This window comes from Dactylosporangium sp. CA-092794 (genome assembly GCF_050948465.1).
Lineage (GTDB): Bacteria > Actinomycetota > Actinomycetes > Mycobacteriales > Micromonosporaceae > Dactylosporangium.
In genome coordinates, this window is the sequence record NZ_CP192044.1 from 5275466 (window position 1) to 5301791 (window position 26326).

The 26326-nt window shown below is 71.6% G+C and carries 23 protein-coding genes and 1 riboswitch; of the genes, 18 read left to right on the plus strand and 5 right to left on the minus strand.

Going from position 1 to position 26326, the window contains the following annotated elements:
* Nucleotides 1-38: 38 nt before the first annotated feature.
* Complete coding sequence (locus ACQPXD_RS22695; RefSeq protein ID WP_432841639.1) at nt 39-2810, minus strand: AAA family ATPase; 2772 nt, start codon at nt 2808-2810, stop codon at nt 39-41.
* A gap of 175 nt (nt 2811-2985) precedes the next feature.
* The gene (locus ACQPXD_RS22700; RefSeq protein ID WP_432841641.1) at nt 2986-3837 is read right to left on the minus strand and encodes an NmrA family NAD(P)-binding protein; all 852 of its coding nucleotides are present in this window, start codon (nt 3835-3837) and stop codon (nt 2986-2988) included.
* Nucleotides 3838-3920: 83 nt separating this feature from the next.
* Here ACQPXD_RS22700 and ACQPXD_RS22705 point away from each other — a divergent pair, with 83 nt between their 5' ends.
* Nucleotides 3921-4502, plus strand: coding sequence for a TetR/AcrR family transcriptional regulator (locus ACQPXD_RS22705; protein ID WP_432841643.1), 582 nt, complete (start codon nt 3921-3923; stop codon nt 4500-4502).
* A 36-nt stretch (nt 4503-4538) separates the two neighbouring features.
* On the opposite strand, the gene ACQPXD_RS22710 is transcribed toward ACQPXD_RS22705, so the two are convergent.
* Complete coding sequence (locus ACQPXD_RS22710; RefSeq protein WP_432841645.1) at nt 4539-5183, minus strand: trimeric intracellular cation channel family protein; 645 nt, start codon at nt 5181-5183, stop codon at nt 4539-4541.
* 138 nt (nt 5184-5321) lie between these two features.
* Nucleotides 5322-5433, plus strand: a riboswitch (SAM riboswitch).
* A gap of 35 nt (nt 5434-5468) precedes the next feature.
* Between ACQPXD_RS22710 and ACQPXD_RS22715 the strand changes: the two genes are divergently transcribed.
* The 7 genes from ACQPXD_RS22715 (at nt 5469) to ACQPXD_RS22745 (ending at nt 13681) form a co-directional block, all read left to right on the plus strand.
* The gene (locus ACQPXD_RS22715) at nt 5469-5546 is read left to right on the plus strand and encodes a putative leader peptide (protein WP_432843928.1); all 78 of its coding nucleotides are present in this window, start codon (nt 5469-5471) and stop codon (nt 5544-5546) included.
* Between the two features lie 90 nt (nt 5547-5636).
* On the plus strand, nt 5637-6872 hold the full coding sequence (locus tag ACQPXD_RS22720) for an LLM class flavin-dependent oxidoreductase (RefSeq protein WP_432841647.1): 1236 nt from the start codon (nt 5637-5639) through the stop codon (nt 6870-6872).
* 35 nt (nt 6873-6907) lie between these two features.
* Nucleotides 6908-8275, plus strand: coding sequence for an NtaA/DmoA family FMN-dependent monooxygenase (locus ACQPXD_RS22725; protein WP_432841649.1), 1368 nt, complete (start codon nt 6908-6910; stop codon nt 8273-8275).
* Complete coding sequence (locus ACQPXD_RS22730; protein ID WP_432841651.1) at nt 8275-9411, plus strand: LLM class flavin-dependent oxidoreductase; 1137 nt, start codon at nt 8275-8277, stop codon at nt 9409-9411. Before ACQPXD_RS22725 ends, ACQPXD_RS22730 begins: the two co-directional genes overlap by 1 nt.
* 10 nt (nt 9412-9421) lie before the next feature.
* Nucleotides 9422-10588: an LLM class flavin-dependent oxidoreductase gene (locus tag ACQPXD_RS22735; RefSeq protein ID WP_432841653.1), complete on the plus strand. Its 1167-nt coding sequence runs from the start codon at nt 9422-9424 to the stop codon at nt 10586-10588.
* 80 nt (nt 10589-10668) lie between these two features.
* Complete coding sequence (locus ACQPXD_RS22740) at nt 10669-12060, plus strand: M20/M25/M40 family metallo-hydrolase (protein WP_432841655.1); 1392 nt, start codon at nt 10669-10671, stop codon at nt 12058-12060.
* Nucleotides 12061-12145: 85 nt separating this feature from the next.
* A complete protein-coding gene (locus ACQPXD_RS22745; RefSeq protein WP_432841657.1) occupies nt 12146-13681 on the plus strand; it encodes an MFS transporter in 1536 nt (511 codons plus the stop codon).
* 31 nt (nt 13682-13712) lie between these two features.
* Here ACQPXD_RS22745 and ACQPXD_RS22750 read toward each other — a convergent pair whose 3' ends face one another.
* A complete protein-coding gene (locus ACQPXD_RS22750; protein ID WP_432841659.1) occupies nt 13713-14516 on the minus strand; it encodes an SDR family NAD(P)-dependent oxidoreductase in 804 nt (267 codons plus the stop codon).
* A 323-nt stretch (nt 14517-14839) separates the two neighbouring features.
* Between ACQPXD_RS22750 and ACQPXD_RS22755 the strand changes: the two genes are divergently transcribed.
* The 3 genes from ACQPXD_RS22755 to ACQPXD_RS22765 all read left to right on the plus strand — a co-directional run bounded on the left by ACQPXD_RS22755 (nt 14840) and on the right by ACQPXD_RS22765 (nt 17861).
* Nucleotides 14840-15280 (plus strand): pyridoxamine 5'-phosphate oxidase family protein, encoded by a 441-nt coding sequence (locus tag ACQPXD_RS22755; RefSeq protein ID WP_432841661.1) that lies wholly within the window; start codon nt 14840-14842, stop codon nt 15278-15280.
* A 74-nt stretch (nt 15281-15354) separates the two neighbouring features.
* Nucleotides 15355-16455, plus strand: a complete 1101-nt coding sequence (locus tag ACQPXD_RS22760; RefSeq protein ID WP_432843930.1) for a CaiB/BaiF CoA transferase family protein — start codon at nt 15355-15357, stop codon at nt 16453-16455.
* Between the two features lie 194 nt (nt 16456-16649).
* On the plus strand, nt 16650-17861 hold the full coding sequence (locus ACQPXD_RS22765; protein ID WP_432841663.1) for a cytochrome P450: 1212 nt from the start codon (nt 16650-16652) through the stop codon (nt 17859-17861).
* Between the two features lie 24 nt (nt 17862-17885).
* Here ACQPXD_RS22765 and ACQPXD_RS22770 read toward each other — a convergent pair whose 3' ends face one another.
* Complete coding sequence (locus tag ACQPXD_RS22770) at nt 17886-18710, minus strand: IclR family transcriptional regulator domain-containing protein (protein WP_432841665.1); 825 nt, start codon at nt 18708-18710, stop codon at nt 17886-17888.
* A gap of 311 nt (nt 18711-19021) precedes the next feature.
* Between ACQPXD_RS22770 and ACQPXD_RS22775 the strand changes: the two genes are divergently transcribed.
* From ACQPXD_RS22775 to ACQPXD_RS22805, 7 genes are all read left to right on the plus strand, one after another.
* Nucleotides 19022-20725 carry an ATP-binding cassette domain-containing protein gene (locus tag ACQPXD_RS22775; protein WP_432841667.1) on the plus strand — a complete coding sequence of 568 codons (1704 nt, stop codon included), beginning with the start codon at nt 19022-19024 and terminating at the stop codon, nt 20723-20725.
* On the plus strand, nt 20722-21633 hold the full coding sequence (locus ACQPXD_RS22780) for a branched-chain amino acid ABC transporter permease (protein WP_432841669.1): 912 nt from the start codon (nt 20722-20724) through the stop codon (nt 21631-21633). The genes ACQPXD_RS22775 and ACQPXD_RS22780 overlap by 4 nt, the downstream gene beginning before the upstream one ends.
* On the plus strand, nt 21633-22769 hold the full coding sequence (locus ACQPXD_RS22785) for a branched-chain amino acid ABC transporter permease (RefSeq protein WP_432841671.1): 1137 nt from the start codon (nt 21633-21635) through the stop codon (nt 22767-22769). The genes ACQPXD_RS22780 and ACQPXD_RS22785 overlap by 1 nt, the downstream gene beginning before the upstream one ends.
* 112 nt (nt 22770-22881) lie before the next feature.
* Nucleotides 22882-24171: an ABC transporter substrate-binding protein gene (locus ACQPXD_RS22790; protein ID WP_432841673.1), complete on the plus strand. Its 1290-nt coding sequence runs from the start codon at nt 22882-22884 to the stop codon at nt 24169-24171.
* A gap of 223 nt (nt 24172-24394) precedes the next feature.
* On the plus strand, nt 24395-25717 hold the full coding sequence (locus ACQPXD_RS22795; RefSeq protein ID WP_432841675.1) for a Rieske 2Fe-2S domain-containing protein: 1323 nt from the start codon (nt 24395-24397) through the stop codon (nt 25715-25717).
* Between the two features lie 55 nt (nt 25718-25772).
* Nucleotides 25773-25967, plus strand: coding sequence for a ferredoxin (locus ACQPXD_RS22800; RefSeq protein ID WP_432841677.1), 195 nt, complete (start codon nt 25773-25775; stop codon nt 25965-25967).
* A 13-nt stretch (nt 25968-25980) separates the two neighbouring features.
* Nucleotides 25981-26322 (plus strand): type II toxin-antitoxin system HicB family antitoxin, encoded by a 342-nt coding sequence (locus ACQPXD_RS22805; protein ID WP_432841679.1) that lies wholly within the window; start codon nt 25981-25983, stop codon nt 26320-26322.
* The last annotated feature ends 4 nt before the right edge of the window (nt 26323-26326 follow it).

Consider the following 26326-nt stretch of genomic DNA (forward strand, 5'->3'; position numbering starts at 1 on the left):
GCCCGGAACCCCGGACCGCCCCCTAAGCGGCGGGGGACCTACACGGCCGACATCCGGATGGCGCGCCGGGTGAGGTCCAGCGGCAGGTCTCGGCGGTGTTTGACGTTGAGTTTGCGGTACACCCGGGTGAGGTGCTGCTCGACCGTGCTCGCCGTCACGTAGAGCTTGCTGGCGATCTCCCGGTTGGTGTAGCCGATCGCGGCCAGCGCCGCGACCCGCCGCTCGGAGGTGGTCAGCGTGCTCAGCGCGCTGGTCATCCCGTCGGGAGCCGGCGAGTCGCCGAGGACGTCGCCCAGCGAGAGCAACTCGCGCTGCAGCGGCTCGGCGCCGCACAGCCGGGCCAGGTAGAGCGAGCGCCGGAAGATCATCCGGGCCCGCCGGTCGTCGTCCAGCGCGTGGTAGGCGTTGGCCAGCGCGGCGAGCGTCTGCGCCTGCTCGTAGCGGTCGCCGCACTCCTCGAGCAGCTCCAGCGACTCCAGCAGCATCGGCAGCCGCTGCGCCGCCGGCCCGGTGAGCGCGAGCAGCCGCAGCGCGGTGCCCCGGCTGCGGCCGCTGTCCCGGCCGGGCCGGCTCAGCTGCCCGCTGATCAGCCGCCGGGCCTGGTCCCGGTCGCCGAGGCGCAGCCACGCCTCGGCGGCGCCGGCCCGCCACGGGACCATGCCGGCCGTGTCCAGGCCCCACCCGCGGATCTGCTCGCCGCAGGACAGGAAGTCGGCCAGCGCGGCGTGGTGGTGGCGGGTGGCCAGGTGCAGCTGGCCGCGGGCGAAGAGGTAGAGCGGCCCGTACCGGCTGGAGAACATCGCCTCCGGCACCGGCTGGGCCAGGCGGGCCGCGGCCGCGTCGGGGCGCCCCAGCCGGGCCTCGGCCAGCGCGGCGCTGGCCAGCGGCAAACCGACGGCCACGCCCCAGGACCGGGGCGGGATCACGGTGAGCGCGGCGGTGGCGTGCTCCGCCGCCTCGGCCAGCTCGCCGCGGTGCAGCGCGACCTCGGCCCGGGCGGCGCCGAGCACCGCCGACCACAGCGTCGGGCGGGCGTCGGGCCGCGGCGGCGTCAGGCGCTGCGACCACACGGCGGCGGCCTCGACCTGGTCGGCCTGCAGCAGGGTGCCGAACGCGGCCAGGGTGGCCTCGTGCGCCCAGCCGGTGTGCCGGCCCAGCTGCAGATCGCGCAGGACCTGGTGGGCCTGCTCGACGCCGTCGCGGCCGCGGCCCCGGCTCAGCAGGTCGCTCAGCGTGGCGGCGGAGGGCAGCCACGGGTCCAGCTGCGCGGCGACCACCGGCTGCGCCGGCGGCGGCCCGGACGGCCCGCCGCCGGCCGGGTGCCGGCGGGCCAGCGCCGGGAACGTCGCCGACAGCCACACCTCGAGGTGGCGCGATTCCGGCGTGACCGACGAGTCGGGCCGCCGCTCCCGCGCCCGGATCACGTCGAGCGCGGTGCCGGCCTCGCCGGTGCGGCCGTCCCACAGCAGGTGCCGGACGAGGTCGACGCCGTCGCGGCGGTCCAGCCGGTCCTGCACCAGGTCCGACACGCAGCTGCCGAGGTGCCGCGCGGCCGAGATCGGGTTGAGCTCCCATTCGGCCTGGCACAGCCGGGCCCGGATGGCCGCCGCCCGGCGCGGGTCGGGCTGGGCGCGCAGCGCCGCCTGCAGGTAGGCGACCGCCTCGTCGCCCCGGTCGGCGGCGAGCTCGTGCTCGGCGGCGGCCACCAGCACCGGCGCCGACCAGGCCGGCGCCGGCCGGTCCGCGGCCAGCAGCTGCGCGGCCACCGCGGTCGCCGGTGCGCCCGCCTCGTGCAGCTGGTTCGCGGCGGTGAGATGCAGGTCGGCCCGCATGGTCGGGGGCAGGTCGGCGAGCACGGCGGCGCGCGCGGCGGCGTGCCGGAAGACGCCGTCCGCGAGCAGGCCGGCCGCCTCGAAGGACTGCACGGTGCGGGTCACGACCGCCGCGTCGGTGTCGACCATCGACGGCAGGGCCACCGTGCCGGCGTGGTCGCCGAGCACCGCGAGGGCGCCGATCACCTCGCGGCCGGCGCTGCCGGCCCGGCTCAGGCAGGTCACGACGGCCCGGCCGTACGCCTCGGTGTCCGGCCGGGCCCCGGCGAGCGCGCTGAGCAGCAGCGGGTTGCCGCCGGTGGCGCCGTGGTAGTCGGCGCCGGTGGCCGGGTCGGCCGAGCCGAGCCGGTCGGCCACGAAGGCGGCGGTGCCCGCGGAGCCGAGCGGCGCGACGCTCATCCGGTGCACGTGGGGCTGCCGGTGCAGCTCGGCCAGCAGCGCCGGATGGCCGGGCCCGGAGTCCTGCGGGTCGGTGAGCACGATGAGGATCCGGCTGTACCGCGAGCGGCGGATCAGGTACCGCAGCAGCGCGACCGAGACGTGGTCGGCGTCGCCGATGTCGTCGATGAGCAGCACCAGCGGCCGCGCGGCGGCGAGCTGGTGCAGCCAGAGGCACAGCGTGTGCAGCACCCGCAGCAGCTCGGCGTCGACGGTGGCGGACGCGGCCGGCTCGGCCCCGCGGGCCGCGAGCGTGCCGAGCAGCTCGATGAAGCGCTCGCCGTCCTCCCGGCTCATCGTGATGCCGTGCCACAGCTGGCTCACCACCCCGCCGGGCAGCAGCCGCTCCCCCTCGACGCAGGACGCGTGCAGCGGCAGCATGCCGCCGGCCGCCAGCCGCTCGGCGGCGGCCTGCAGCAGCGCCGTGCGGCCGCAGCCGACGGGCCCGGTGACGAGGACGATCTGGCCCCGCCCGGCGCGGGCCTGTGCGCCGAGCCGGTCGAGCTCGGCCAGTTGCTGGTCGCGTTCGATCAAGTTCACGCCGTCCCCCATTGGCGTCCCGGTATCGACGGAGTTCGGTCCCGGCTAGGAAAGCTAGCAACGCCGCGACGCTTGACCGGGTTGTCGGCGCCCACTCACCGCCAACTGCACGCCCATCGCCCTCCGTGGCCGTGGTGTCACCTGGACGACATTCCGCCGCCCGGACCGGGAGCGATCAGGTCTGCCGGGCGGCAAGGAACTCGTCGAAGGTCCGCGGGTCGTGGCCGGTGAGATCCCGCACCGCCGTGGTGACGCCGGACAGGCTCCCGGCGGCGACCTCGCGCCATAGCTCGACCACATCGGCCGCGAACCGCGCGGACACGCCCTGGGCGGTCAGCCGGGCCGCCATCTCCTCCGCGGACAGCTCGAGGGTCCCCACCGGCCGGCCGAACGCGACCGACAGCTTCGCCGCGATCTCCGCCTGGGTCAACGCCTGCGGTCCGGTCAGCACATACGTGCCGCGGTCGGCCGCGGGACCGGACAGCAGCGCGGCGCCGGCCGCGGCGATGTCGAAGCAGTCGATGTACGAGACGCGCCAGTCGCCGGCCAGGCCGATGAGGTCGCCGCCGTCGGTGAACGCGCCGGCGCCGGTCAGGAAGTTCTGCATGAAGCCGCTCGGCTGCAGCAGCGACCACGCGACCGGTGCCGCCTTCAGGTGCTGCTCGATCTGCCAGTGCGCGCCTTCGGCGAGCCGGCCGCCCGGCTTGGCGCCCCACACCGAGACCTTCACGATCTGGGTGACGCCGGCGGCGACCGCCGCGTCGATGGCCGCGATCTGCTGGCGGACCATCGGCTGCGGGCCGGTCGACGGGACGGCGCCGGCACCGTTGAGGAACAAGCGGTCCACGCCCGACATCGCGGCGGCCACCGACCCCGGATCGTCGAAGTCGGCGACCACGACGTCGCACTCCAGGGCCCGGCCTCGGGTCTCGTCGCGCACCATGGCCCGAAACGGCGTCCCGAGCCGCCGCAGCCGGCGGATCAGATGGCTGCCGATGGACCCCGTCGCACCGGTTACGAGGATCACGTCGTGCTCCTTTCGAGCTAAACTGAGGGACCCTCGGAAATATATTGAGGGTGCCTCGAATTAGCAACAGACGGGATGTCGTCGTGGTGAACAGCACCGGCCCGCGCCGCCCCCGGGCCGACGCGCGCCGCAACGCCGAGCGTCTGCTCGCGGAGGCCGAGACCGTGTTCCGCGAGCACGGCGTGGACGCGCCGCTCGAGCACATCGCCCGGCGGGCGGGCGTCGCGATCGGCACCCTCTACGGGCACTTCCCGAACCGCAGGTCGCTGCTCGGCGCGTTGCTGCGCGAGCGCAACGACAGGCTGTTCGCGCTCGGCGACCGGCTCGCCGACGGGCCGGACGCGGAGGCCGACGCCGCGCTGGCGAGCTGGATCCACGCGGTCGTCGAGCACGCGGCGGCGTACCAGGGGCTCGCCGGCGTGCTCGCCGACGGTGTCGACGACACCGCGTCGGAGCTGCACGCCAGCTGCGCGCGGATGCTGGCGATCGGTGAACGGCTCATCGCCCGGGCCCGGGCGTCGGGTGCCATCCGGCCGGAGGTGCACGGCAAGGACGTGTTCGCGCTGATGAACGCGGCGGCGTGGCTGCGCCGGCACGGGTCGGCCGAACAGGCCGATCGGCTGGTGGCTTTCACCGTCACGGGCATGCGCGCCACACCCGCATGACGATCCCGCGCTGCCGCCCCGGCGGCGACGCGGCGGCTAGGGCGCGCTGGTTCGGCCGTTGCGTTGCCAGGCGCGTGCCGCAGTCCAGTGGCGGAGCATGGCGACGATGCGAAACAGGAATACCAGGACGGCTGCGACGGTGGCGACGACGGGCATCGGCAGGTCGGTGTGATGTGCGCCCGCGACGAGGATCGCACCGGCCGCCGCCGGGATCGAGTAGAGGCCCGTGTCGACCTGGACCAGGGCGGGTGTCTCCCGCGCGGTGATGTCCCGCAGGACTCCGCCACCGACGGCGGTGGTGATCCCGAGCAGTACCGCTTGCAGGGAACCGAGGTGGAATTCGAGGGCTTTGAGGGTGCCGGTGACGCAGAACAGCCCGAGCCCGGCGGCGTCGAAGACGAGCACCGTGAAGGCCAGCCGCTGTACCACGGGATGGATGAAGAACGTCACGACCGCGGCGATCAGCGGGATCAGCAGGTAGCCGATGTTCGTGAAGGCGGCCGGCGGCGTGTCCCCGATGATCAGGTCACGCAGGATGCCGCCGCCTACCGCGGTAAGCATGGCCAGAACCACGATGCCGACGACGTCGAACCGTTTATGGATGGCCATCAGGGCGCCGGACGTGGCGAACACGTAAAGGCCGACGAGCTCAAGGACGTCGATGGCAGTGCGTGCTGGCATGGCCACATTCTCGACCGGCCGCCCCGGCCGCGGTGCCGGCGGGCCCAGGTCGTTGCCCGCCCGGGGGAATACCCGCGATTCCCTAGTGTTCCTATAGGTATTGCACAGGATCTCGCGCCGCGGCTACAGTCACGTGCAGGTCATGAGTGTCAGCGTCAAGCCCTGGCTTGCTGACCGGCAACCCTCCGTCGCGGTGGGGTGCTCCAGGTGACGACCTGGCGGTGCGGGTCATGTGCCGCAAGCGCGAGTGGCGTGCGGTGGGGCGCCAGGGTGGAGGACAGGGGCATGACGCGGTTGATCGCTCGTCGGCACATTGATCTGCAGCGCGTGGCCGCCTCGCTGTGTGTCCGCCGCACTCGTTAGTCGGCCAACTCATCCACGAGTGCGCGGCCTGCTGGCATCAGCCGGTTCTTGACCGCCTTTTCCGGTCCGTCTCGTCGAAAGCGATGCCTTATGTCTGACCCATCCGATTTCCTGCACCTGGCCGTCGCCTTGGACGGCGCCGGCTGGCACCCCGCCGCGTGGCGCGAGCCCGACGCCCGGCCGCTGGAGCTGTTCACGCCGAAGTACTGGGTGGAACAGGTGCGGCAGGCCGAACGCGGTCTGCTCGACTTCGTCACGATCGAGGACGGGCTGCGGTTGCAGTCCGACGATCCGCTGGAGCCGGACGAGCGCACCGACCGGGTCCGCGGCCGCCTCGACGCGACGCTCATCGCGGCCCGCGTCGCGCCGGTGACCAGCCACATCGGTCTGGTACCGACGGCGGTCGTCAACCACACCGAGCCGTTCCACCTGTCCAAGGCGATCGCCACGATCGACTACGCCAGCACCGGCCGCGCCGGCGTCCGGGTGCAGTTGGACGCTCGCGCCGACACCAACGCTCATTTCGGGCGTCGCGAGATCCCCCCGCTGCGCCCCGAGGACTACGCCAGCATCCGCGACGGCATCGAGGTTCCGGAACTGCAGCAGCGGCTGCGCGACTCCTTCGACGAGGCCGCCGACTACGTCGAGGTGCTGCGCCGGCTCTGGGACAGCTGGGAGGACGACGCCGAGATCCGTGACGTCGCCACCGGCAGGTTCATCGACCGGGACAAGCTGCACTACATCGACTTCCAGGGCCGCTGGTTCTCCGTGAAGGGCCCCTCGATCACCCCGCGGCCGCCGCAGGGGCAGCCGATCGTCACCGCGCTGGGCCACGCGACGATCCCGTACCAGCTCATCGCCCGCTCCGCCGACGTCGGCTTCGTCACGCCGCACGACGCCGCACAGGCGGCGGCGATCGTCTCGGAGATCCGTGCGGAGCAGCGGGCGGCCGCACGTGCGGACGAGACGATCCATGTCTTCGGCGACCTCGTCGTCTTCCTGGACGACACCCGCGAGGCGGCCGTGGCCCGCAGGCAGCGGCTGGACGAGCGGGCCGGGGCCGAATACGGCAGCGACGCGCTGATCTTCACCGGTACCCCGGCCGAGCTGGCCGACCTGCTGCTGGACTGGCGGGGCGCCGGGCTCAGCGGGTATCGACTCCGCCCGGCGGCGGTGCCGCACGACCTGGCCCAGATCACCGGCGGGCTCGTCCCCGAACTGCAGCGCCGCGGCGCCTTCCGTACCACCTATGCAGCAACGACCCTGCGTGGGCTGCTCGGCCTGCCCCGCCCGACGAACCGCTACGCCACCACCGCCGCGGCCTGAGCGGACGGCGATCGCTCCACTGCTGAGAGGAAGACATGACCAAGCCGATCAAGCAGGTCCACCTGGCCGCCCACTTCCCGGGTGTCAACAACACGACCGTGTGGAGTGACCCGGCCGGCGGCAGCCACATCGCGTTCGAGAGCTTCGAGCACTTCGCGCGGACCGCCGAGCGGGGCAAGTTCGACTTCCTGTTCCTGGCCGAGGGACTGCGGCTGCGCGAACAGGGCGGGAAGATCTACGACCTGGACGTCGTCGGGCGGCCCGACACCTTCACGGTGCTGGCCGCGATCGCCGCGGTCACCGAGCACCTCGGGGTGACCGGGACGATCAACTCCACGTTCAACGAGCCCTATGAGGTGGCGCGGCAGTTCGCCAGCCTGGACTGGCTCTCCGACGGCCGGGCGGCGTGGAACGTGGTCACCAGCTGGGACGCGTTCACCGGGGAGAACTTCCGCCGCGGCGGCTACCTGCCCCAGGATCAGCGGTACGAGCGGGCCAGGACGTTCCTGCAGACCGCGATCGAGCTGTGGGACTCGTGGCGGGGGGACGAGATCGTCGCCGACCAGGAGACCGGCCGGTTCCTGTCCACCCCGGCGCCGGGAAGCTTCGCCCACCGGGATGCGCACTTCGACATCGCCGGGCAGTTCGACGTGCCGCGCAGCCCGCAGGGCCGTCCGGTGATCTTTCAGGCCGGCGACTCCGACGAAGGGCGCGACTTCGCCGCCGCCCAGGCCGACGCGATCTTCACGGGCCACTCGCAGCTCGAGGACGGGCAGGCGTTCTACACCGACGTGAAGAACCGGCTGGCCAAGTACGGCCGCACCCGTGACCAGCTGCTGATCCTGCCCGCGGCGACCTTCGTCCTGGGCGACACGGACGCCGAGGCCGCCGAGATCGCCCACGAGGTGCGACTCGCGCAGGTCTCGCCGGCGACCGCGGTCGCGTTCCTCGAACAGCTCTGGAACACCGACCTGTCCGGCTTCGACCCCGACGGTCCGCTGCCGAGCTTCGACCCGGTCGTCAGCGACGTCGACGGGCTGATCTCCAAGGGACGGGCCAGCGCCCGGCACTTCGCCAAGGACCCGATCGGCCTGGCCAACCAGTGGCGCGAGATCGCGGCGGCCAAGAACCTCTCCGCCCGCGAGGTGATCGTCGAGGTGACCGGCCGGCAGTCCTTCATCGGCTCGGCCGACACGATCGCGACGGCGATCAACCATCACGTGCAGGAGGACGCCAGCGACGGTTTCATCCTGGTCCCGCACATCACCCCGGCCGGGCTCGATCCGTTCGTCGACACGGTGGTGCCGCTGCTGCAGGAGCGTGGCGTGTTCCGCACCGAGTACGAGGGCCGCACGCTGCGCGAGAACCTGGGCCTCGCCGCGCCGGTGAGGGGAGCACGCTGATGAAGTTCATCACCATCACCCTGATCGTCCACGCGCCCGACCCGGTGACGGGCGCGCAGCAGTCGACCCACGACCGCTTCGTCGAGGTGCTGGACAACGCGCGGCTGGCCGAGGAGCTCGGCTTCGACGGGTTCGGCGTCGGCGAGCGGCACGAGCGCCCGTTCATCTCGTCCTCGCCGACCGTCGTGCTCAGCCACATCGCCGCCCTGACCAAGCGGATCCGGCTGTTCACGGCGGTCACCACCCTGAGCCTGCTCGACCCCGTCCGCGCCTTCGAGGACTACGCCACCCTGGACCACCTCTCCCAGGGCCGGCTGGACCTGATCATCGGCAAGGGCAACGGCGCGGCGCAGCGCGACCTGTTCAACGTCACGCCCGAGGACCAGTGGGACCGCAACGCCGAGTCCTACGAGGTGTTCCGCAGCCTCTGGCACGAGAACAAGATCACCTACGGCACCAAGTTCCGGCCGCCGCTGACGGACGCCGAGGTCTGGCCGCGGCCCTACCAGCGCCCGATCCGGATCTGGCACGGCAGCGCCACCAGCAGGGAGTCGGTGGACCTGGCCGCCCGCTACGGCGATCCGCTGTTCTCCGCGAACGTCACCAACCCGATCGACCCGTACGCGGAGCTGATCGACTACTACCGCGAGCGCTGGGCGCACTACGGCCACGACCCGAAGCTGATCACCATCGGTGCCGGCACCGCGGGTTACTACGCCACCAGGAACAGCCAGGACGCGATCGAGACATACCGTCCGGTCTTCGCGGGGTACCTCAAGTTCGCCGAACGGCTCGGCGTCGTGCCGGTGTTCCCGACGCTGGAGGACTTCGTCGAGCGCTCGTCGGCGCTGATCGGCAGCCCGGCGCAGGTCATCGACAAGGTACACCGCTACCACGAGCGGTTCGGCCACCAGGTGCTGCACCTGCACGCGGACGCGGGCGGGCTGACCGACGCCCAGCACCGGGACAGCCTGGAGCTGTTCCAGGCCGAGATCGCCCCCGTGCTCCGCCGGGAGATTCCCGACCCACCGCTGGGCTGGGAGCCCGGCCCGATCGTCTCCGACGAGGTGGCGGCGGGCACGACGGGTACCGAATCGGTCAGCGGCATCGCCGCACCCATCACCGTCACCGGCTGAAAGGCGCGACATGACCCGCACACCCTTGGCCGTCCTCGACCTCGTCCCGATCTCCACCGGCTCGAACGCGACCGAGGCGCTGCGCAACAGCATCGACCTCGCCCAGCACGCCGAACGCGCCGGCTACGCGCGCTACTGGTTCGCCGAACATCACCTGAACCCCGGCGTGGCCGGCACCTCACCCGCGCTCGTGCTGGCCGTGACCGCGGCCGCCACGTCGCGCATCCGCCTCGGCTCCGGCGCGGTGCAGATGGGACACCGCACGGCCCTGTCGACGGTCGAGGAGTTCGGTCTGCTCGACGCGCTGCACCCCGGCCGCTTCGACCTGGGGCTGGGCCGATCCGGCGGCAAACCGAAGCTGCTCGACGGCGAACTGTCCGCCGGCGCGGCTCCCCCCAAGGCGCCGACCGGCGAGCAGGCGAAGGTTGTCGATGGGCACCATCCGACCGGGCTGCGGATCCCGAAGCAGTTCTCGTTTTTCAAGCTGCTCGATTCACCCCGCTTCGCGCTGCACAGGCGGCTGCTCACCCTGCCGGAGGCCAAGCCGCAGGACTACGCCGAGCAGATCGACGACGTCCTGGCGCTGATCGCCGGCACCTACAAGTCGGGCGAAGGCGAAGCGGCGCACGTCGTGCCGGGGGAGCACGCCGATCTGGAGATCTGGATCCTCGGCAGCAGCGGCGGCGAGAGCGCCGAGGTCGCCGGCCGGCGCGGGCTGCGGTTCGCCGCGAACTACCACGTCAGCCCGGCCACCGTGCTGGAAGCGGTCGACGCCTACCGCGCGGCGTTCGAGCCCTCGCAGGTGAGGACCCAGCCGTACGTGTCCGTCAGCGCCGACGTCGTGGTCGCCGAGGACGAGGCCCGCGCCCGGGAACTGGCCACCGGATACGGGCTGTGGGTGCGCAGCATCCGCACCGCCGAGGGCGCCATCCAGTTCCCGACGCCCGAGCAGGCCCGCCGGCATCAGTGGACGGACGAGGAACGCGAGCTGGTGCAGGACCGGATCGACACGCAGTTCGCCGGCTCACCCGCCCAGGTCGCGGACAAGCTCGAACAGCTCCGTGACGCCACCGGCGCGGACGAGCTCATCGTCACGACCATCACGCACGACCACGCCGACCGCGTCCGGTCACATGAGTTGCTGGCCCAGGAGTGGGGACGGCGGGGGTACCTCTGAGCTCGCTGCGGCGGTTCCGCCGCGCCCGGTTGTGTTACTTGTGGGTAGGAGGTTCTTGCGCCGCTCGGTAGAGTCATCGTGTGCTGGATACCTCCCCCGCCGCGGGCGCCGGGTCGCCGGACGCGGGGGAGAACGCCGCGATCGAGGCCCTGCGCGCGCTCGTGCGGATTCCCACCGTCAGCCGCCGCCGTGCCGAGGACGTCGAGGAGGGCGTCTTCGAGCGCTTCCACGCCGAGCTGCGGGCGCGCTTTCCCCTGCTGCACGAGCACCTCGAGCTCACCCGGGTCGGGTCAGCCGGTCTGCTCTTCCACTGGGCCGGCCTCGTCCGCGGGGCAGGGGAGGACGCACAGTCGCAGCGCCCGGTGGTCCTCATGGCGCACCAGGACGTCGTGCCGGTCGAGCCGGACGATCCCTGGCAGCATGATCCTTTCGGCGCCGAGCTCGTCGGCGGCTACGTCTGGGGCCGCGGCACGCTCGACGACAAGGGCCCGCTCGTCGCGGTGTGCGCCGCGGTCGAGAACCTGCTCGCCGGCGGTTTCACCCCGGCGCAGGACGTCTGGCTCTCCTTCGGCTGCGACGAGGAGGTCGCGGGCAGCTCGGCCGCCGCAGCCGTCGACGAACTGCGCCGGCGGGGCGTCGAGCCGTGGTTCGTGCTCGACGAGGGCGGCGCGGTCGCGTCGGGCGCGGTGCCGGGCGTCGAGGTGCCGACGGCGGTGGTCGGCGTCACCGAGAAGGGCCTGACGAATGTCGAGCTGCGCGTCGAGGGCCGCGGCGGGCACGCCTCGGTGCCCGCCCGGCTGGGACCGACCGCGCGCCTGGCCAGGGCGGTCACCAGGATCGACGCGATCGACCACCCCGCGCACGTGCCGGACGCGACGGTCGAGTTCTTCCGCCGGCTCGCGCCGTACGCCCCGGCGGTCGTGCGCCCGCTCCTGCAGCATGTCGGGCGGCTGCGCCCACTGCTCGGCAGCGTCCTCGGCCGGCTCGGGCCCGAGGCGTCGTCGATGACCCGCACGACCGCGGTGGCCACGACGCTGTCGGGTTCGCCCGCGCTCAACGTCGTCGCGACGGCCGCGGTGGCCGGGGTCAACATCCGGGTCATGGTCGGCGACAGCGTGGACGACGTCCTGGAGCGTATGCGCCGGGCCGTCGCCGACGATCAGGTGACCTTCACGGTCGTCGACCGCAACGAGCCATGCCCGCTCTCGCCGGTCGACGACGACGCGTTCCGGTTGCTGGAGGCGACCGTCGGCGAGGTGTTCCCCGACGCGGTCACGGTCCCGTACATCATGATGGCCGCGACCGATTCCCGGCACTTCACCGCGATCTGCCCGCGCGTCTACCGGTTCGCGCCGCTGCGGATGTCGAAGGATCAGCGCGAAGCGATCCACTCGTACGACGAACGCGTGGGCGTGCAAGACTTCCACGACGGGGTGACGTGGTACCAGCGACTGCTGCGGAATCTCGCCTGAGCCCTGCCCCGGGCGAGGTGGCGGCAGTGGCCCGAGCACGACCCGACGACCGGCGCGCCCGCGCGTCGTCCGAGAGGAGCCGGCGATGAGCCGACCCGAGTCGACTGTCGAACCCGCCGCCCCGGGTACCGGCCCCGCGGGTTCCCGGGTGCCGGGACTCGTGCGCATTGTCGGGTTTCTCGTCTGCGTCGAGATCGCCAGCGGCATCCTGCAGGGCTACTACACCCCGATCTGGAAGGACATCGCCGGCCACCTCGCGATGAGCGACGCCGACGTCAACTGGTTCGAGGCCGCGCAGCTGATCGTCGCGGCGCTCGCCGTGCCGCCGATGGCCCGGCTCGGCGACATGGTCGGGCACAAGCGTGTGCTCGTCGCCTCGACGGCCGTCACCGCGCTCGGCTCGTGGATCCTGGCGTTCTCGCCGAACTTCGTCACCTTCCTCATCGGCTTCGCGGTGCAGGGCGCCTACATCGTGTGGCTGCCGATGGAGATCTCGATCATCCACCGGCGTACGGCCGGCAGCCCCCGCCAGCACGCGCTCACCCGCTACGCGGCGGCCGTCCTGGTCGGTGCCCTCGAACTCGCCGTGATCATCGGCGCGCTGACCAGCGGCGCGCTCGTCGAGTCGACCTCCATGTCGTTCGTCCTCGCGCTGCCCGCGATCGCCGTCACGCTCGTGCTGGTCCTCGTCGTCGCCGGCATCGAGCACGTGCCCGGCCATGGCCTGACCGACCCCGATCTGCCGGGCTTCGGACTGCTGACCCTCGCGCTCGGCCTCATCATGGCCGGGCTCATCACCATCCGCCTGCAGGGCCCGGCGAGCGCCCTGGCCTGGGCCCTGCTCGTGCTCGGGATCGCCGCGCTCGTCGTGTTCACGCGGTTCGAGGCCGGGCGCGAGCATCCGTTCGTCGACGTGCGCCTGCTCGCGCTGCCCAGGCAGTGGCCGGTGCAGCTGACGGCGTTCCTCTTCGGCATGTCGGTGCTCGGTGCGCAGATCCCGCTGTCCACGTTCGCGCGGACCGATCCGGACGTCGCCGGCTACGGGCTCGGTGCCGGCGCGTCGTTCGTCTCCACGCTCATCGGCGTGTATGTCATCAGCCTGGCGATCGGGGCGTTCACCCTCCCCGTGGTATCGCGGCTGCTGGGCACCCGCACGGCACACGTCCTGTACTGCCTGCTCGTCGCCGTCGGCTACGGGCTCTGGTTGCCCTTCCACGCCACGACGCTGCAGGCCGTCATCAACATGGTGATCGCCGGGGTCGGCTCGGGCGCGCTGGTCGCCGCGCTGCCGGCCTCGGCCGCCGCCGGTGCACCGCCGGCCGCGACCGGCCTGGCGACCGGGATGACGAACGCGACGAAGACCGTCGGCGGCGCGATCGCGTCGTCGATCTTCGCGATCTCGCTGTCCGCCACCGGTTCGCTCGGCGATCCCACCGCCGGGCACGCGCCCCTGTCCGGGTACATGATCGTGTGGTCGGTGTGCGCCGTCGCGGCGCTGCTGGCCGCGATCGGACTCGTCCGGCTGCCGTCGGATCGCGGCGACGGCCACGAGCCGAGCTTGCCGGGTGAGCCAGCCGTCGCGCCGGCGTCGGCGGGCCGGCCCGTCGGCACCGAAAGCTGATGTATCGACACGCTTCCGGCGCCGCCGCGGCTCAGCCGGTCAGCAGCCGCATGGTGACGTCGTGGAGGCGGCGGGCGTCGCCGAGTTTCCAGAGTCCGGGTTCGAGCGGTACCCGCCGGCCCTCGAGGACGGCGGTGAGGGGTTCGCGGTTCGCGGGTTCGAGGAACGGCAGGATCTGGGCCGCGGCCGTCGTCACCGGCTTGCCGATGACCCGCAGGTGGTCGATTTGGGCGGCGGTGACCGGGTCGTACTCGCCGGCGAAGCTGGTGACCACCACGCCGGGGTGGTTGAGGACGTAGCGGATGCCGGTGGTGGCGTAGCGGTCGGCGAAGTCGAGGCCGGCCAGGTCGTTGAGCCGTCCGGCGTGGCCCATCGCCCGCACGCCGTGGTAGTCGCGTTCCAGCTGCAGGTCGTCCCAGCGGATCGGCCCGGTTTGCCCGGCGGCGCCGAAGTTGAGCACGACCGGGTGTTCGGCGCGGCTGAGCGGGCCGGTCAGCCCGTGGCCGAGCAGGAAGCGGCTGAGGTAGAACAGGGCGAAGTTGGTCTCGAAGCCCTCCGGGGTGACGGTCCGGGTGGAGCGGTGGTAGCGCGCGCCGAGCACGAGCACGTCGATCACCGGGTACCGCTGCGAAATCTGTTCGAGCAGGCGGCGGTTCTCGGCCACCAGGCTCAGGTCCGCGGCGACGAAGCGCGCGCGCTCGCCGGAGTCGGTGAAGGCGCGGCCCTTCTGCCGGCTGCGTCCGACGACGAGCACGTCGAAACCGCGGCGGAGGTACTCCCGGGCGAGCTCCCGCCCGATGCCGTCGGTGCCGCCGGTGATCACTGCCGTGCCCATGCGCCGTTCCTCCCGCCGGAAACCAGGCTACTGCCCCGCGCCTGGCGGCCGGCCACGGTCCACTCGCACGTGGGGTTCGGTGCTTCCCGCGACCAGTCGGGAGCACCGCAGCGCACCGCCGGCCCTCCGCCGCGCTTCGCCCGAGACCGGGCAGGCAGGGTCGACCGCGGCCTCGGCGTTGGCGAACCGGTTGACGACGCTTGACGGCGGATCTAGCCTAGAACGAACAATTGTTCGCTTGGCGAACGGCATGCATCGGTGGTGACTATGGGTGTGGGCGCCCTGCGGAAAGGCGGCCGGTGGTGAGCCGGCGGCGGCTGTGCATGACGGACGGGGAGGTGCAGGCCACGCTCGCCCTGCCGGGGCAGCGCATGGTGGTGGCAACCGTCCTGCCCGGCGGGTGGCCGCACCTGACGGTCGTGTGGTACGGGTTCACCGAGGATCGCCGGCTGGGATTCACCGTGCCGGCCGGCTCGCAGAAAGCACGGAACCTGCTGCGCGATCCGAGGATCACCGTGCTGGTCGACGCCGGGACCGAGCACAGCGAGTTGCGCGGCGTTCAGATCGCCGGCCGGGGCGTGCTGCACGACTCGCCGGCGGTGAAGCTCGAGATCCATCACAGCGTCGCGCAACGCTATCCGGTCAAGCCGTCGCGAGACGTCGGGCGCATGCTGGCCAAACGCCTCGCCGTCATCGTAGAGCCGGCGAAGATCGTCTCGTGGGACCACCGGTTGCTCCCGGTCAGACCACAATTCCCGGAATAGGTGCCGGACCATTGCCGACCACACCCGCCCATAGCGGTCCGCTCGCCGGCCTCAGCGTCATCGAACTCGGCGGCATGGGGCCGGTTCCGTTCTGCGGCATGGTGCTGAGCGATCTCGGCGCCGATGTGCTGCGCATCCACCGCACCGCCGAGGTCGGCAAGCCGGTCAACCCGGTGCTCGCCCGAGGCCGGCGGTCCTTCGCCGTGGACCTCAAATCGGCTCGCGGGGTCTCGCTCGTCCGGCAGATCGTCGACCGGGCGGAGGTCGTCATCGAGGGCTTCCGGCCGGGGGTGGCCGAACGGCTCGGATTCGCGCCGGATGTGCTGCGGGCGACCAACCCGCGCCTGGTCGTCGGCCGGATGACCGGCTACGGGCAGACCGGCCCCGCCGCTCAGCGGGCCGGTCACGACATCAACTACCTCGCCGCGTCGGGCGTGCTGGGTGCGCTCGGCACACCCGGCGCGCCGCCGCTGCCACCCTTGAATCTGCTCGGCGACTTCGGCGGGGGCGGCATGCTGCTCGCGGTCGGGGTGCTCGCCGGTGTGCTGCGGGCCCGCGCGAGCGGTGTCGGCCAGGATGTCGACGCCGCGATGGTCGACGGCTCGGCGCTGCTGATGGCGATGGTCTACGGACAGCTCGTGCGGGGCGACTGGCCGCGCGAACGCGGCACCGGTCCGTTCAGCGGAGTACGTCCGTATTACACGACGTACGAGTGTGCTGACGGCGGCTACGTCGCCGTGGGTGCCAGTGAACCGAAGTTCTTCCGCGCCCTGGTGCACGGGCTCGGGCTCACCGCGGCCATCGACCTGGACCGGCAGAGCGATCCGTCGACCTGGGACGAGCAGCGCCGGCGGTTCGCCGCCGCGTTCGCGGCACAGCCCAGGGACGAATGGGCGCGCCGGTTCGCCGCATCGGACGCCTGCGTGACGCCTGTCCTTGCACCCGAGGAAGCGCCGTCCGACGCGCATCTGGCCGCTCGCTCGACGTTCCTCGTCGACCCGGCGGGCAACGCCCAGCCGGCCCCGGCCCCGCGCTTCAGCGAAACGCCGCCGGCCCGGCCGGAATCGGCGCCCCTGCCGGGCGCCCACACCACCGCGGTGCTCACGGAGTTGGGGCTGGATGCCGAGGACATCGCCGCCCTCCACCGGGACGGGGTCGTCGCCTCCGCCGCATAACCCGTCGAGCCGCAGTTGATGGCCGGTTGTGTCTTGACGCGTCCAGCGCGCCTTTCTAGTGTCGTTCATATAACGCACACATGTTCATTGAGCGAACACCCCGACATTCGCGACGCTAGGAACGGTGGTCCGCCATGGCCGATCAGCACAGTCAAGAGAGTCGTTGCCCGGTCACGGGGCTGGGCCCCGCCTCGATGACCGCCTCGCTGAGCCCGTTCTCGAGCGAGTACCTGGCCGATCCGTATGCCGTCTTCAAGGCCGCTCGGGCCGGCTCCCGGGCGTACTACAGCGAAGACCTGGGCTATTGGATCCTGACCCGTTACGAGGACATCAAGCAGGTCATCCGGGACACCCGCAACTTCTCCGCGGATGCCGCGAACTCGCCGCTGCAGCCGTTCGGCCCGCCGGTGATGGAGGAGCTCAGCAAGGTCGATTTCCGTCCGGTCCGGGTGCTCGTCGACAACGATCCGCCCGACCACGTGCGCGTGCGGCGTCAGGTCAACAAGGCGTTCAACGCGCAGCGGCTGCGGCTGATGGAGGAGCCGATCCGCGAGCTGGCGCGCCGCCACATCGACCGGATCGCCGGCGATCGGGAGGTCGACTTCGTCGCGGCCCTGGCGTGGCCGCTGCCGGCGCTGGTCCTCTTCCACCTGTTCGGGATGCCCGACTCCTACCTGGACGTGGTGAAGAACGGCTCCGCCGATCGGGTCATCCTCACCACGGGCCGGCCGGACGAGCAGGAGTCGCGGCGCGCGGCCAAGGGTCTCGCGGAGTTCTACGCGCTGTGCCGGCAGCTCATCGACGAGCGGCTGGCGAACCCGAAGGACGACTTCCCCAGCGACCTGATCCGCGCCGGCGAGGGGCAGGAAGGAGCGCTGAACCCCCGGGAGCTGGTCCAGGTGATGTACTCCATGCTCTTCGCGGGCCACGAGACCACGACCGCCCATCTCGCCCACCTCATCCGGCGCGTGCTGCTGGAGCCCGGGCTGTGGCAGCGGTTGCGTGCGGAGCCCGAGCTGATCCCGAACGTGGTGGAGGAGGTCCTGCGGCTGGAGGCGCCGGTCATCAACTGGCGGCGGCGGGCCAAGCGCGAGGTGGAGGTGGCCGGCGTGACGCTGCCGGCCGACGCCAAGGTCCTGCTGCTGCTCGGCTCGGCCAACCACGACGAGGACTTCTTCGACGAGGCCGACACGCTCCAGCCGGAACGGGCGAACGCGCGCACCCACCTCACGTTCGGATTCGGCGAGCACCTGTGCCTGGGCGCGCCCCTGGCCCGGCTGGAGGGACGGATCGTGCTGGAGGAGATGGTCGCCCGCTTCCCCGCACCCGGCCTGGCCGAGCAGGAGCTGGACTTCACGCCGAGCATCCTCTTCCGATCGCCGAAGGCGTTGCGGATGACCCTGTAGGCCGGACGGACGGCGGCGCCGGGCTCAGTTGCGCAGCCGCAGGATGCGCTCGATCTCGGCGCCCGTCGCCCGCAGGGCGGGCAGATACCCCTGCTCCATCGACTCGATGGAGGTGCGGCTGGCGTGCGCCGCCACGCTGATGGCCATGGTCGGGCGGTTGGGCTGGCGGACCGGGACGGCCAGCGCGCAGATGCCCACCTCGATCTCCTGATCCATGATGCAGCAGCCGCGCTCGCGAACGTCGGCGATCACCTCGCGCAGCTGGTCGGGATCGGTGATCGTGCGGTCGGTCTCCCGCTGCAGCGGGGTGGTCGCGAGATACTCGTCGAGCTCCTCGTCGCTGAGCTCGGCCAGCAGGACCCGGCCGAGGGCGGTCAGGTAGGCCGGGATGCGGGTGCCGACCGACAGCGCGAGCGTCATGATGCGCGGGAAACTGGTCTGGGCGCGGGCCACGAAGACGACGTCGTGGCCGTCGAGGACGCCGGCCGAGCACGACTCGTGGAGCTTCTCGGCGAGCTCGTGCAGCTCGCTCTGGAAGACCTGGTCCACGGACATGGTCGACAGGTAGGTGTAGCCGAGCTCGAGGATGGTCGGACGCAGCCGGTACCGCCCGTTCTCGCTGGTCGCGTATCCGTCGGTCTCGAGCGTGTGCAGGAACCGGCGCGCGGTGGCGCGGTTGAGCCCGGCCGCGCGGGCCACCTCGGCGATGGTCAGCGTGGGCTGGCTCTGGGAGAAGCAGCGGATGACGGCGAGGCCGCGGCCGAAGGCGCTGACGTACGCCGAACGTGGGTCCTGATCACTCGCCGACGTGCCGCTGTCCTCGTCGGCTTCCTGGATGTCGTAGCTCACTGTGTCCCTGGGTGTCGTGCTGGCGAACAGACCTTCGCCTGCGCTCGGAGTTGCCTCTTGGCCGTCCGGTCGACGCTGGAGCCCTCCGCCGTCGAGTGATCATAAGAGCACCGGCGACCGTTTTCGACCCGTTGTTGCAGGCACAACGCCCGTTTCGGCTCCAATGTGACCGTTGACACGTCAGAATACAGCGCTTATGTTTCGAACAGGTGGGCGGTGTGCGAACGAATTTGCGAGCGAGACACGCTCGCCGCGTCGGACCCGGGCCGCGAGATCGCGCCCACGACCAGGTTGATGTCGCAAGGAGGCGCATGGTGCCCGAGCCAGCACGTCCGGAAGACCCGGCCACCGTCCCGGCGGTGCCGGATCCGGTCCGCAAGGCCGGTGAGGCGGTCCTCGAGGTGCGCAACCTCGCCGTCCGGTACGGTTCGGTCGCCGCGCTGCGAGGCGTCGACGTGAAGGTCCAGGCGGGCGAGATCGTGGCGCTGCTCGGGCCCAACGGTGCGGGCAAGAGCTCGCTGGCCCGCGCGATCACCGGCATGCTGCCCCAGTACGGCGGCACCCTCGTCTCCGGCGCTGTCGTCGTGCGGGGCACCGAGGTGCATCGGCGCCCGCCCAGCGCGATCGTCAAGGCCGGGGTCAGCCAGGTGCTCGAGGGCCGGCAGACGGTCATGGAGCTGACGGTCGAGGAAAACCTGCGGATCGGCGGCTACACCAGGCGGCGGGGCGGGGGCTCCGCTGACGTCCTCGAGCACGTCCTCGACCTCTTCCCGGTGCTGCGCCAACGGTTGCGCGACCGGGCCGGCTACCTGTCCGGCGGCGAGCAGCAGATGCTCGTGATCGGCCGGGCGCTGATGCAGGAGCCGACCGTGCTGGTGCTCGACGAGCCCGGCCTGGGCCTGTCGCCGAAGATGGCCGCGCACATCTACCGGCTCATCCGGCAGATCAACGAGCAGGGCACGAGCATCCTGCTGATCGAGCAGAACGCGAACGCGGCCCTCGCCGTGAGTCACTACGCCTACCTCCTCGACTCCGGCCGGACCCAGCTGGAGGGCTCGGCCGCGCAGGTGTCGGGCGACGAGCACGTCAAGAACGCCTACCTCGGTGTCGGCGAGGGCGCCCAGTCCTACCGGGCCGTTCTCGGTCTCGGCGGCGCCGACGAGGCGCCCGTCCCCGAGGTGCCCGGCCCGGCGGACGGGCTGGTCGTCAGCGGTCTGGGGCTGCGCATCGGCGGCATCAACGCGCTGTCCGACGTGTCGTTCTCGGTCGGTGCGGGCGAGTTCTTCGCCGTGATCGGCCCCAACGGCGCCGGCAAGACCTCGCTGCTCAACTCGCTGAGCGGTTTCTACCGTCCGCAGCAGGGCAATATCGCGTTCGGCGGCACGCCGCTGCTCGGGAAGTCCCCCTCCAAGATCGCGCGGCTCGGCATCGCGCGGACCTTCCAGAACCTCGCGCTGTTCGGCCAGCTGCCGGTGATCGACAACGTCATGGTCGGGCGCGAGCGGTTCCGCCGCTCGGGCGCCCTCGCCGGGGCGGTCTGGCTCGGCAAGTCCCGCCGCGAGGAGCTCCGCTCACGCGAGATCTGCAGCGAGCTGATCGACCTGATGGGCCTCGGCAAGGTCCGCAACCTGCCGGTCGGATCGCTGTCCTATGGGCAGCGCAAGCGGGTCGAGCTGGCCCGGGCGCTCGCGTCCGAGCCCCGCCTGCTGCTGCTGGACGAGCCCGTCGCCGGGATGAACTTCGACGAGACCGCCGAGCTCGCGTCCTACGTGCTGCGCGCCCGCGAGGAGATGCGCTTCGCCGTCCTCCTGGTCGAGCACGACCTGCACCTGATCATGGACATCGCCGAGCGGGTCCTCGTCCTCGACTTCGGCCAGCCGATCGCGCTCGGCACACCGCAGGCGGTGCGCGCCGACCCGGCCGTCGTCGCCGCGTACCTCGGGGTCTCCGACGCGGCCGAGGTCAACGCGCCGGACGCGCCGGCGCTGTCGCTCGAACCGGAGGTGGTGTTGTGACGCCCTTGGCCGTCAGCGGGGTGGAGCTCACCCAGACCGGGCTGTCGGGTCTCGCGCTCGGCTCGCTCTACGGGTTGATCGCGCTCGGATTCGTGATCGTGTACAAGGCGACCCGGGTCATCAACCTCGCGCAGGGCGGCACGGCCCTGCTCGGCGCGTACCTCACCTTCTGGCTGCACGTCCAGGCCGGGCTGCCGTACATCCTGGCGGTGGTGGTCGCGGTCCTGCTCTGCGCGGCGCAGGCCGCCGCGGTCGAGCGGTGGCTGATCGAACCGGTGCTTTCCCGCGACATCCACGCCTCGCTGATGGTCACCATGGGCATCCTGATCGCGGTCCAGGCGCTGGTCGCCGGCGTGTGGGGCACCGACCAGCGCAACCCGGACGACCCGTGGCGGCTCGGCAAGGTCTCGCTCGGCGGGCTCTCGATGACCACCCGCGACCTCTGGGTGATCGGCCTCGCGGCGCTGGCCGTGGTGGGCTTCTTCCTCTTCTTCCGTTTCACCCTCGTCGGTACCGCCATGCGAGCCACCGCCTTCCACCGGGTGGCGGCCTCCGCGCAGGGCATCGACTCGCGGCGGATCGGGATGCTGGCCTGGGCCATCGCGGGAGGTCTCGGCGGGCTGGCCGGGATCCTGCTCGGCACGACCGTCGGCGGCGGCCTGCAGCCCGGCATCGCCAACGCCGCGCTGGTGGCCTTGTCGGCGATCATCGTCGGCGGCCTCGACTCGCCCGGCGGCGCGGTGCTCGGCGGGGTCATCATCGGCCTCGCCCAGCAGTTCGCGGCCAGCTATGCCCCGATCTCGCTGGGCCAGGACGTCTCGACCGTGCTGCCCTACGTCGTGATGGTCGCCATCCTCGTGTTCCTGCCCACCGGCCTGCGCGGTACGGCCGAGATCCGGAGAATCTGATGTCCGTCATCCAGGCACGCCAGGAGCACCGCCCCGAGCCCGCGCTCTCCAGAGCCGACCTCGCCCGGGAGATGCGGCTGGTGCGCGGCTGGCCCCAGGGTGTCGCGCTGGCGGCCTTCGTCATCGCCGCGGTCGCCGTGCCGCTCAGCGTGGTCAACGCGTTCTGGTCGTCGATGATCGTGCTCACCGCGATCGCCGGCATCGGCGCGATCGGGCTCAACCTCTCCATGGGATACGCGGGCCAGCTCTCGCTCGGGCACTCCGCGTTCCTCGCCGTCGGTGCCTACACCGCGGCGGTCACCGGCGGCGAGCACGGCTGGCCGCTGTACCTGTGGCTGCCGGCGGTCGCGGTCGTCACCGGCCTGCTGGGCTGTCTCGTGGGCCTGTTCACCTTGCGCCTGCGCGGGCCGTACCTGGCGATCGTCTCGCTGGGCCTGGTCTTCTTCGCGATCTACCTGTTCAACAACTGGGAGTCGGTCAGCGGCGGCGTGAACGGGCTGTCGTTCGATCTGCCCAGCGCCATCGGCCCGCTCAACTTCACCGGCCTGACCTTCGGCGACGCCCTCTACGGCCGCGAGCAGAGCCTCGGCGTGCTGTGCTGGCTGCTCGCCGGGCTGGCCCTGCTCATCTCGCGCAACATCGTCCGCAGCGGCTTCGGGCGCGCCATGCTCGCCGTCCGCGAGCAGGACATCGCCGCCGAGGTCCTCGGCGTCCGGCCCTTTCGCACCAAGGTGGTGGCGCTCGGCATCGGCAGCGCCATGGGCGGCGTCGCGGGGGCGCTGCTGGCCAACGAGCTGCAGTACGTGCTGCCGGCCGGCTTCGACCTGCAGATGTCGATCCAGTACGTCGCCATCATCGTCATCGGCGGCATGGGCACCACCTTCGGCCCGGTCATCGGTGCCGCCTTCGTCACCGCCGTCCCGCAGCTGATCAACCTCTACGCGCAGCACATCCCGTTCGTGAAAGAGGCGACCGACCCCGGCTTCGGCCTCACGAAGAACAACGCGGGCCTGGTGATCTACGGCGTGCTCATCGTCGTGACGCTGATCGCCGAGCCCGAAGGCCTCGCCGGCCTGGGACGCCGCCTGCGTCGCCTCGCCCGGCGCGCCGTCTCCGCGCGCACCGATCCCCACTAGCTGCCGCACCGCAGCCCTCGTCACCGACCGGTCACACCCCACCGGTGTGCTGGGCGCTGCCCGCTATCAGGACGTCCGAAGTCCGCACATCCTCCGACGAAAGAGTATGAAGATGTCCGCATTCCTGCGTCGGGTCCGCCGCCGCCCGGCCGTCGTCTTAGCGACGGCCGTCGTCACCGCGCTCGCCGTGTCCGGCTGCGGCGCCACCTCCGCCAGTTCCGCCGGCTCGTCCGGCGGCGCGAAGGGCGCGACACCCGGGTACAACGCCAGCACCAAGACCTTCGCCGTCAGCGCCATCCTCCCGCTCAGCGGTTCGCTGGCGCCGGCCGGCACCGCGATCTCCGCCGGTGAGAAGATCTTCTTCGACGCCCTCAACGCGAAGGGCGGCGTCAGCGGCAAGTACAAGGTCGACTACAAGGCCGAGGACTCCCAGTACAACCCCCAGACCACCGTGCCGCTCTACAGCCGGATCAAGGGCGACAACGTCCTGATCTCCGGCCTGCTCGGCACCGCGATCATCAACACCCTCAAGCCCCAGTTCGCCACCGACAACATGACGGTGGTGGCCGACTCCAGCAGCGGGGCGCTACTGCGCGAGCCGCACCTGCTGCCGTACGGGTCCTCGACCCAGACGAACATGATCAACCTGGCGGCGTACGCGGCGCAGAAGCTCGGCCACCAGAGCGACGTGTTCTGCTCGGTGACCCAGGCCGACGACCTCGGCAAGGAGAACCGCGACGGCGTCCAGTTCGCCGTCACGGAGCTGGGGCTGAAGTTCGGCGTCGACGCGGCCGTCCAGCAGACCGACACGAACTTCACACCCCAGATCCAGAAACTGAAGAACGCGGGCTGCCAGGTCGTCATGCTGGGCGCCACCACCGGACAGGTCCCCGGCCTGATCGCCGCCGCGGTCCAGCTGGGCTACCAGGCCCAGTGGATGGGCCAGAGCAACGTGTACGACCCGAGCTTCGCGTCCTCGCCGATCGCCCCCTACCTCAAGGACCACCTGCTCACCGCGCTCATCGGCGTGGACTGGGACAACGCGGCGCCGGGCATGGTCGCGCTGCGCGAGGCGTTCGACAAGTACGGCAAGGCGGCCAGCGCCAAGCAGAGCTCCTTCACCCAGCTCGGCTACGCGCACGGCATGCTGGTCGAGGCGATCCTGCAGCAGGCGGTCGCGAACGACGACTTCACCCGCGCCGGCATCCTGAAGGCCAGCCAGCAGGTCGGCGACTTCGACTACGGCGGCATCCTGCCGAAGTTCGGCTATCACGACCCGGACAAGCGGACGGCCCCGCTGGTCACCTCCATCTTCAAGGTCGACCCGAGCAAGCCGATGGGTCTCGCGCCGGAGTCGGTCGACTACGGCACCCCGGCGGCGTCGAAGTTCGTCGCGCAGTAACACCTGCCCCAGGGGTCGCGGCCGGACGTCCGGCCGCGGCCGCCTGAGGCATGCTCGGCGACATGTTCGCAGGTCGCGGGCTTACGCTGCGACCTTGACGGGCGGTTGGGCTCGTCATACGGTGGTGTAGCGAGAGCGATCACATGGGCGCTCTGCGAACACTCGTCAGCGAACACCCGGCCATCCGGCCGTTCCCTGTGGCGCTGCTCTAGGAGGTGCTGCCTTGATCACCGTCGAGGAGACCGAGAACCTGACCCACGTCGGACCGGGCACGGCCGCCGGCGAATACCTCCGCCAGTTCTGGCTGCCGTTCCTGGGCTCCGACGCGGTCGAGGCGGGCGGCCAGCCGTTCCCGGTGCGCCTGCTCGGGGAGGACCTGGTCGCCTTCCGCCGGGAGGACGGCAAGGTCGGCCTCGTGGACGTCGCCTGCGCCCACCGGCGGGCGCCGATGCTCTACGCCCGCAACGAGGGCTGCGGCCTGCGCTGTGTCTACCACGGCTGGCAGTACGACATCGACGGGCAGTGCACCGACATGCCGGCCGAGCCCGCCAACAGCCGTTTCAAGCAGCACGTCAGGATCAAGGCGTACCCGTGCCGGGAGCGCAACGGCGTCGTGTGGACGTACCTGGGCAAGGGCGATCCGCCGGAGCTGCCCGAGGTCGAGTGGAACCTCGTCCCGGCGCAGAACGTGCACGTGTCCTTCCGGGTGCAGGAGACCGACTGGCTGAGCTCCTACGAGGGCGAGATCGACTCGGCACACGCCCCGATCCTGCACGGGCGGCTCGACACCACCAGCAAGCGCTCCCGCACCACGATGGCACGATCCGGGCGGCCGATCTTCGACGTCATGCAGCAGGACTTCGGCGTGAGCATCGGCGCCCGCCGGACGGTGCCGGACCGCGACGAGCTGTACTGGCGCGTCAACCAGTTCGTGATGCCCTTCTACACGCTGGTGCCGCCCAAGAGCGAGGAGTGGGCCGAGCTCACCGGGCACGCGTGGGTGCCGATCGACGACTCGCACACGCTCGCCGTCGGCTTCACGTATCTTCCCGACCGGCCGCTGAAGGACCGGATGGTCGACGTCTTCACGCACGGCCACAAGGGGCGCGAGACCGGCCACCCGAGCGTGGACGCCTACGACCCGGACATCCCGCGGAACGTGCCCTACTGGAAGTACACCACCAAGTTCCGGCACGCCACCAACTACCGGTTCGACCACAGCCTGCAGCAGACCACGTACTTCTCCGGACTGCCCGGGCTGTGGGTGCAGGACGTCGCCTGCCAGAACGGGGCCCAGGCGGTGCCGCGCGGCCACGAGCACCTGACCTCCAGCGACGCGGGCATCGTGATCGTGCGCCAGGTGATGCGCGACTGCGTCGCGGCGTACGCCGAATCCGGTGAACTGCCCACCGCCGCCACCGATCCGACGGTCTATCGCGTCCGCGCGGTCGCCAGCCTGCTCAAGACCGACGAGGCGTGGGTCGAGGCCCTCGGCGAGTTCATGTTCAAGGACGTCGGCGAGCCACTGGGCTACCAGATCCCCTGAGCCGTGCCCCGCGCCCGGACCGTCGCACTGTCGCACCGTCGGAGAGGAACCACCGTTGAAGATCATTGCCAGCCGCGAACGCTGCAAGGGCCACGGGCAATGTGAACTGTTCGCGCCGGACTACTTCGAGATCGACGACCAGGCGCTCGTCGTGGTCGTCAAGGACGACGTCGCGCCGGCCGACGTGGCCGCGGTCGAGGACGCGGTCAGCCACTGCCCCGAGGTCGCTCTCCGGCTGCAGCGGGTCTGAGCGGATGGCGGTGATGACGGCGATGACGGTCGGCGACTACCTGCGGGTGCCGTACCTGGTGACGGCCCAGTCGGTGCCGCTGCCGGACGGGTCCTGGGTGCGCCGCGTCGAGCACCCCGAGCTTCCGGACTGCGCCGCGCAGGCCGAGTCCATCCTCGACGCGCTCGCCCTGCTGGACACCAGACGGATCGAGACGGTCCTGGCGATGCTCGCGAGCGGGCAGACCCCGCCCACCCGGCGCTACCTGCTCGGCGACACCCAGGCCCGGCAGCGCGTCCAGCGGGCCGGCCTGGCCGAGCGGGTCGAGCCGCTGTGGCGCAGCGACGGGCAGTCCCTGCGCGAGCGGGCCGGGTGAGCGG

Excerpts from the sequence above, each read along its gene's own strand:
- ACQPXD_RS22745 (WP_432841657.1), top strand. The coding sequence starts at position 12,146 with ATGAGCCGACCCGAGTCGACTGTCGAACCCGCCGCCCCGGGTACCGGC.
- ACQPXD_RS22725 (WP_432841649.1), top strand. The coding sequence starts at position 6,908 with ATGACCAAGCCGATCAAGCAGGTCCACCTGGCCGCCCACTTCCCGGGT.
- ACQPXD_RS22775 (WP_432841667.1), top strand. The coding sequence starts at position 19,022 with ATGGTGCCCGAGCCAGCACGTCCGGAAGACCCGGCCACCGTCCCGGCG.
- ACQPXD_RS22720 (WP_432841647.1), top strand. The coding sequence starts at position 5,637 with ATGTCTGACCCATCCGATTTCCTGCACCTGGCCGTCGCCTTGGACGGC.
- ACQPXD_RS22750 (WP_432841659.1), bottom strand. The coding sequence starts at position 14,516 with ATGGGCACGGCAGTGATCACCGGCGGCACCGACGGCATCGGGCGGGAG.
- ACQPXD_RS22785 (WP_432841671.1), top strand. The coding sequence starts at position 21,633 with ATGTCCGTCATCCAGGCACGCCAGGAGCACCGCCCCGAGCCCGCGCTC.
- ACQPXD_RS22790 (WP_432841673.1), top strand. The coding sequence starts at position 22,882 with ATGTCCGCATTCCTGCGTCGGGTCCGCCGCCGCCCGGCCGTCGTCTTA.
- ACQPXD_RS22735 (WP_432841653.1), top strand. The coding sequence starts at position 9,422 with ATGACCCGCACACCCTTGGCCGTCCTCGACCTCGTCCCGATCTCCACC.
- ACQPXD_RS22755 (WP_432841661.1), top strand. The coding sequence starts at position 14,840 with ATGACGGACGGGGAGGTGCAGGCCACGCTCGCCCTGCCGGGGCAGCGC.
- ACQPXD_RS22715 (WP_432843928.1), top strand. The coding sequence starts at position 5,469 with ATGACGCGGTTGATCGCTCGTCGGCACATTGATCTGCAGCGCGTGGCC.
- ACQPXD_RS22760 (WP_432843930.1), top strand. The coding sequence starts at position 15,355 with ATGGGGCCGGTTCCGTTCTGCGGCATGGTGCTGAGCGATCTCGGCGCC.
- ACQPXD_RS22710 (WP_432841645.1), bottom strand. The coding sequence starts at position 5,183 with ATGCCAGCACGCACTGCCATCGACGTCCTTGAGCTCGTCGGCCTTTAC.
- ACQPXD_RS22765 (WP_432841663.1), top strand. The coding sequence starts at position 16,650 with ATGACCGCCTCGCTGAGCCCGTTCTCGAGCGAGTACCTGGCCGATCCG.
- ACQPXD_RS22730 (WP_432841651.1), top strand. The coding sequence starts at position 8,275 with ATGAAGTTCATCACCATCACCCTGATCGTCCACGCGCCCGACCCGGTG.
- ACQPXD_RS22805 (WP_432841679.1), top strand. The coding sequence starts at position 25,981 with ATGACGGCGATGACGGTCGGCGACTACCTGCGGGTGCCGTACCTGGTG.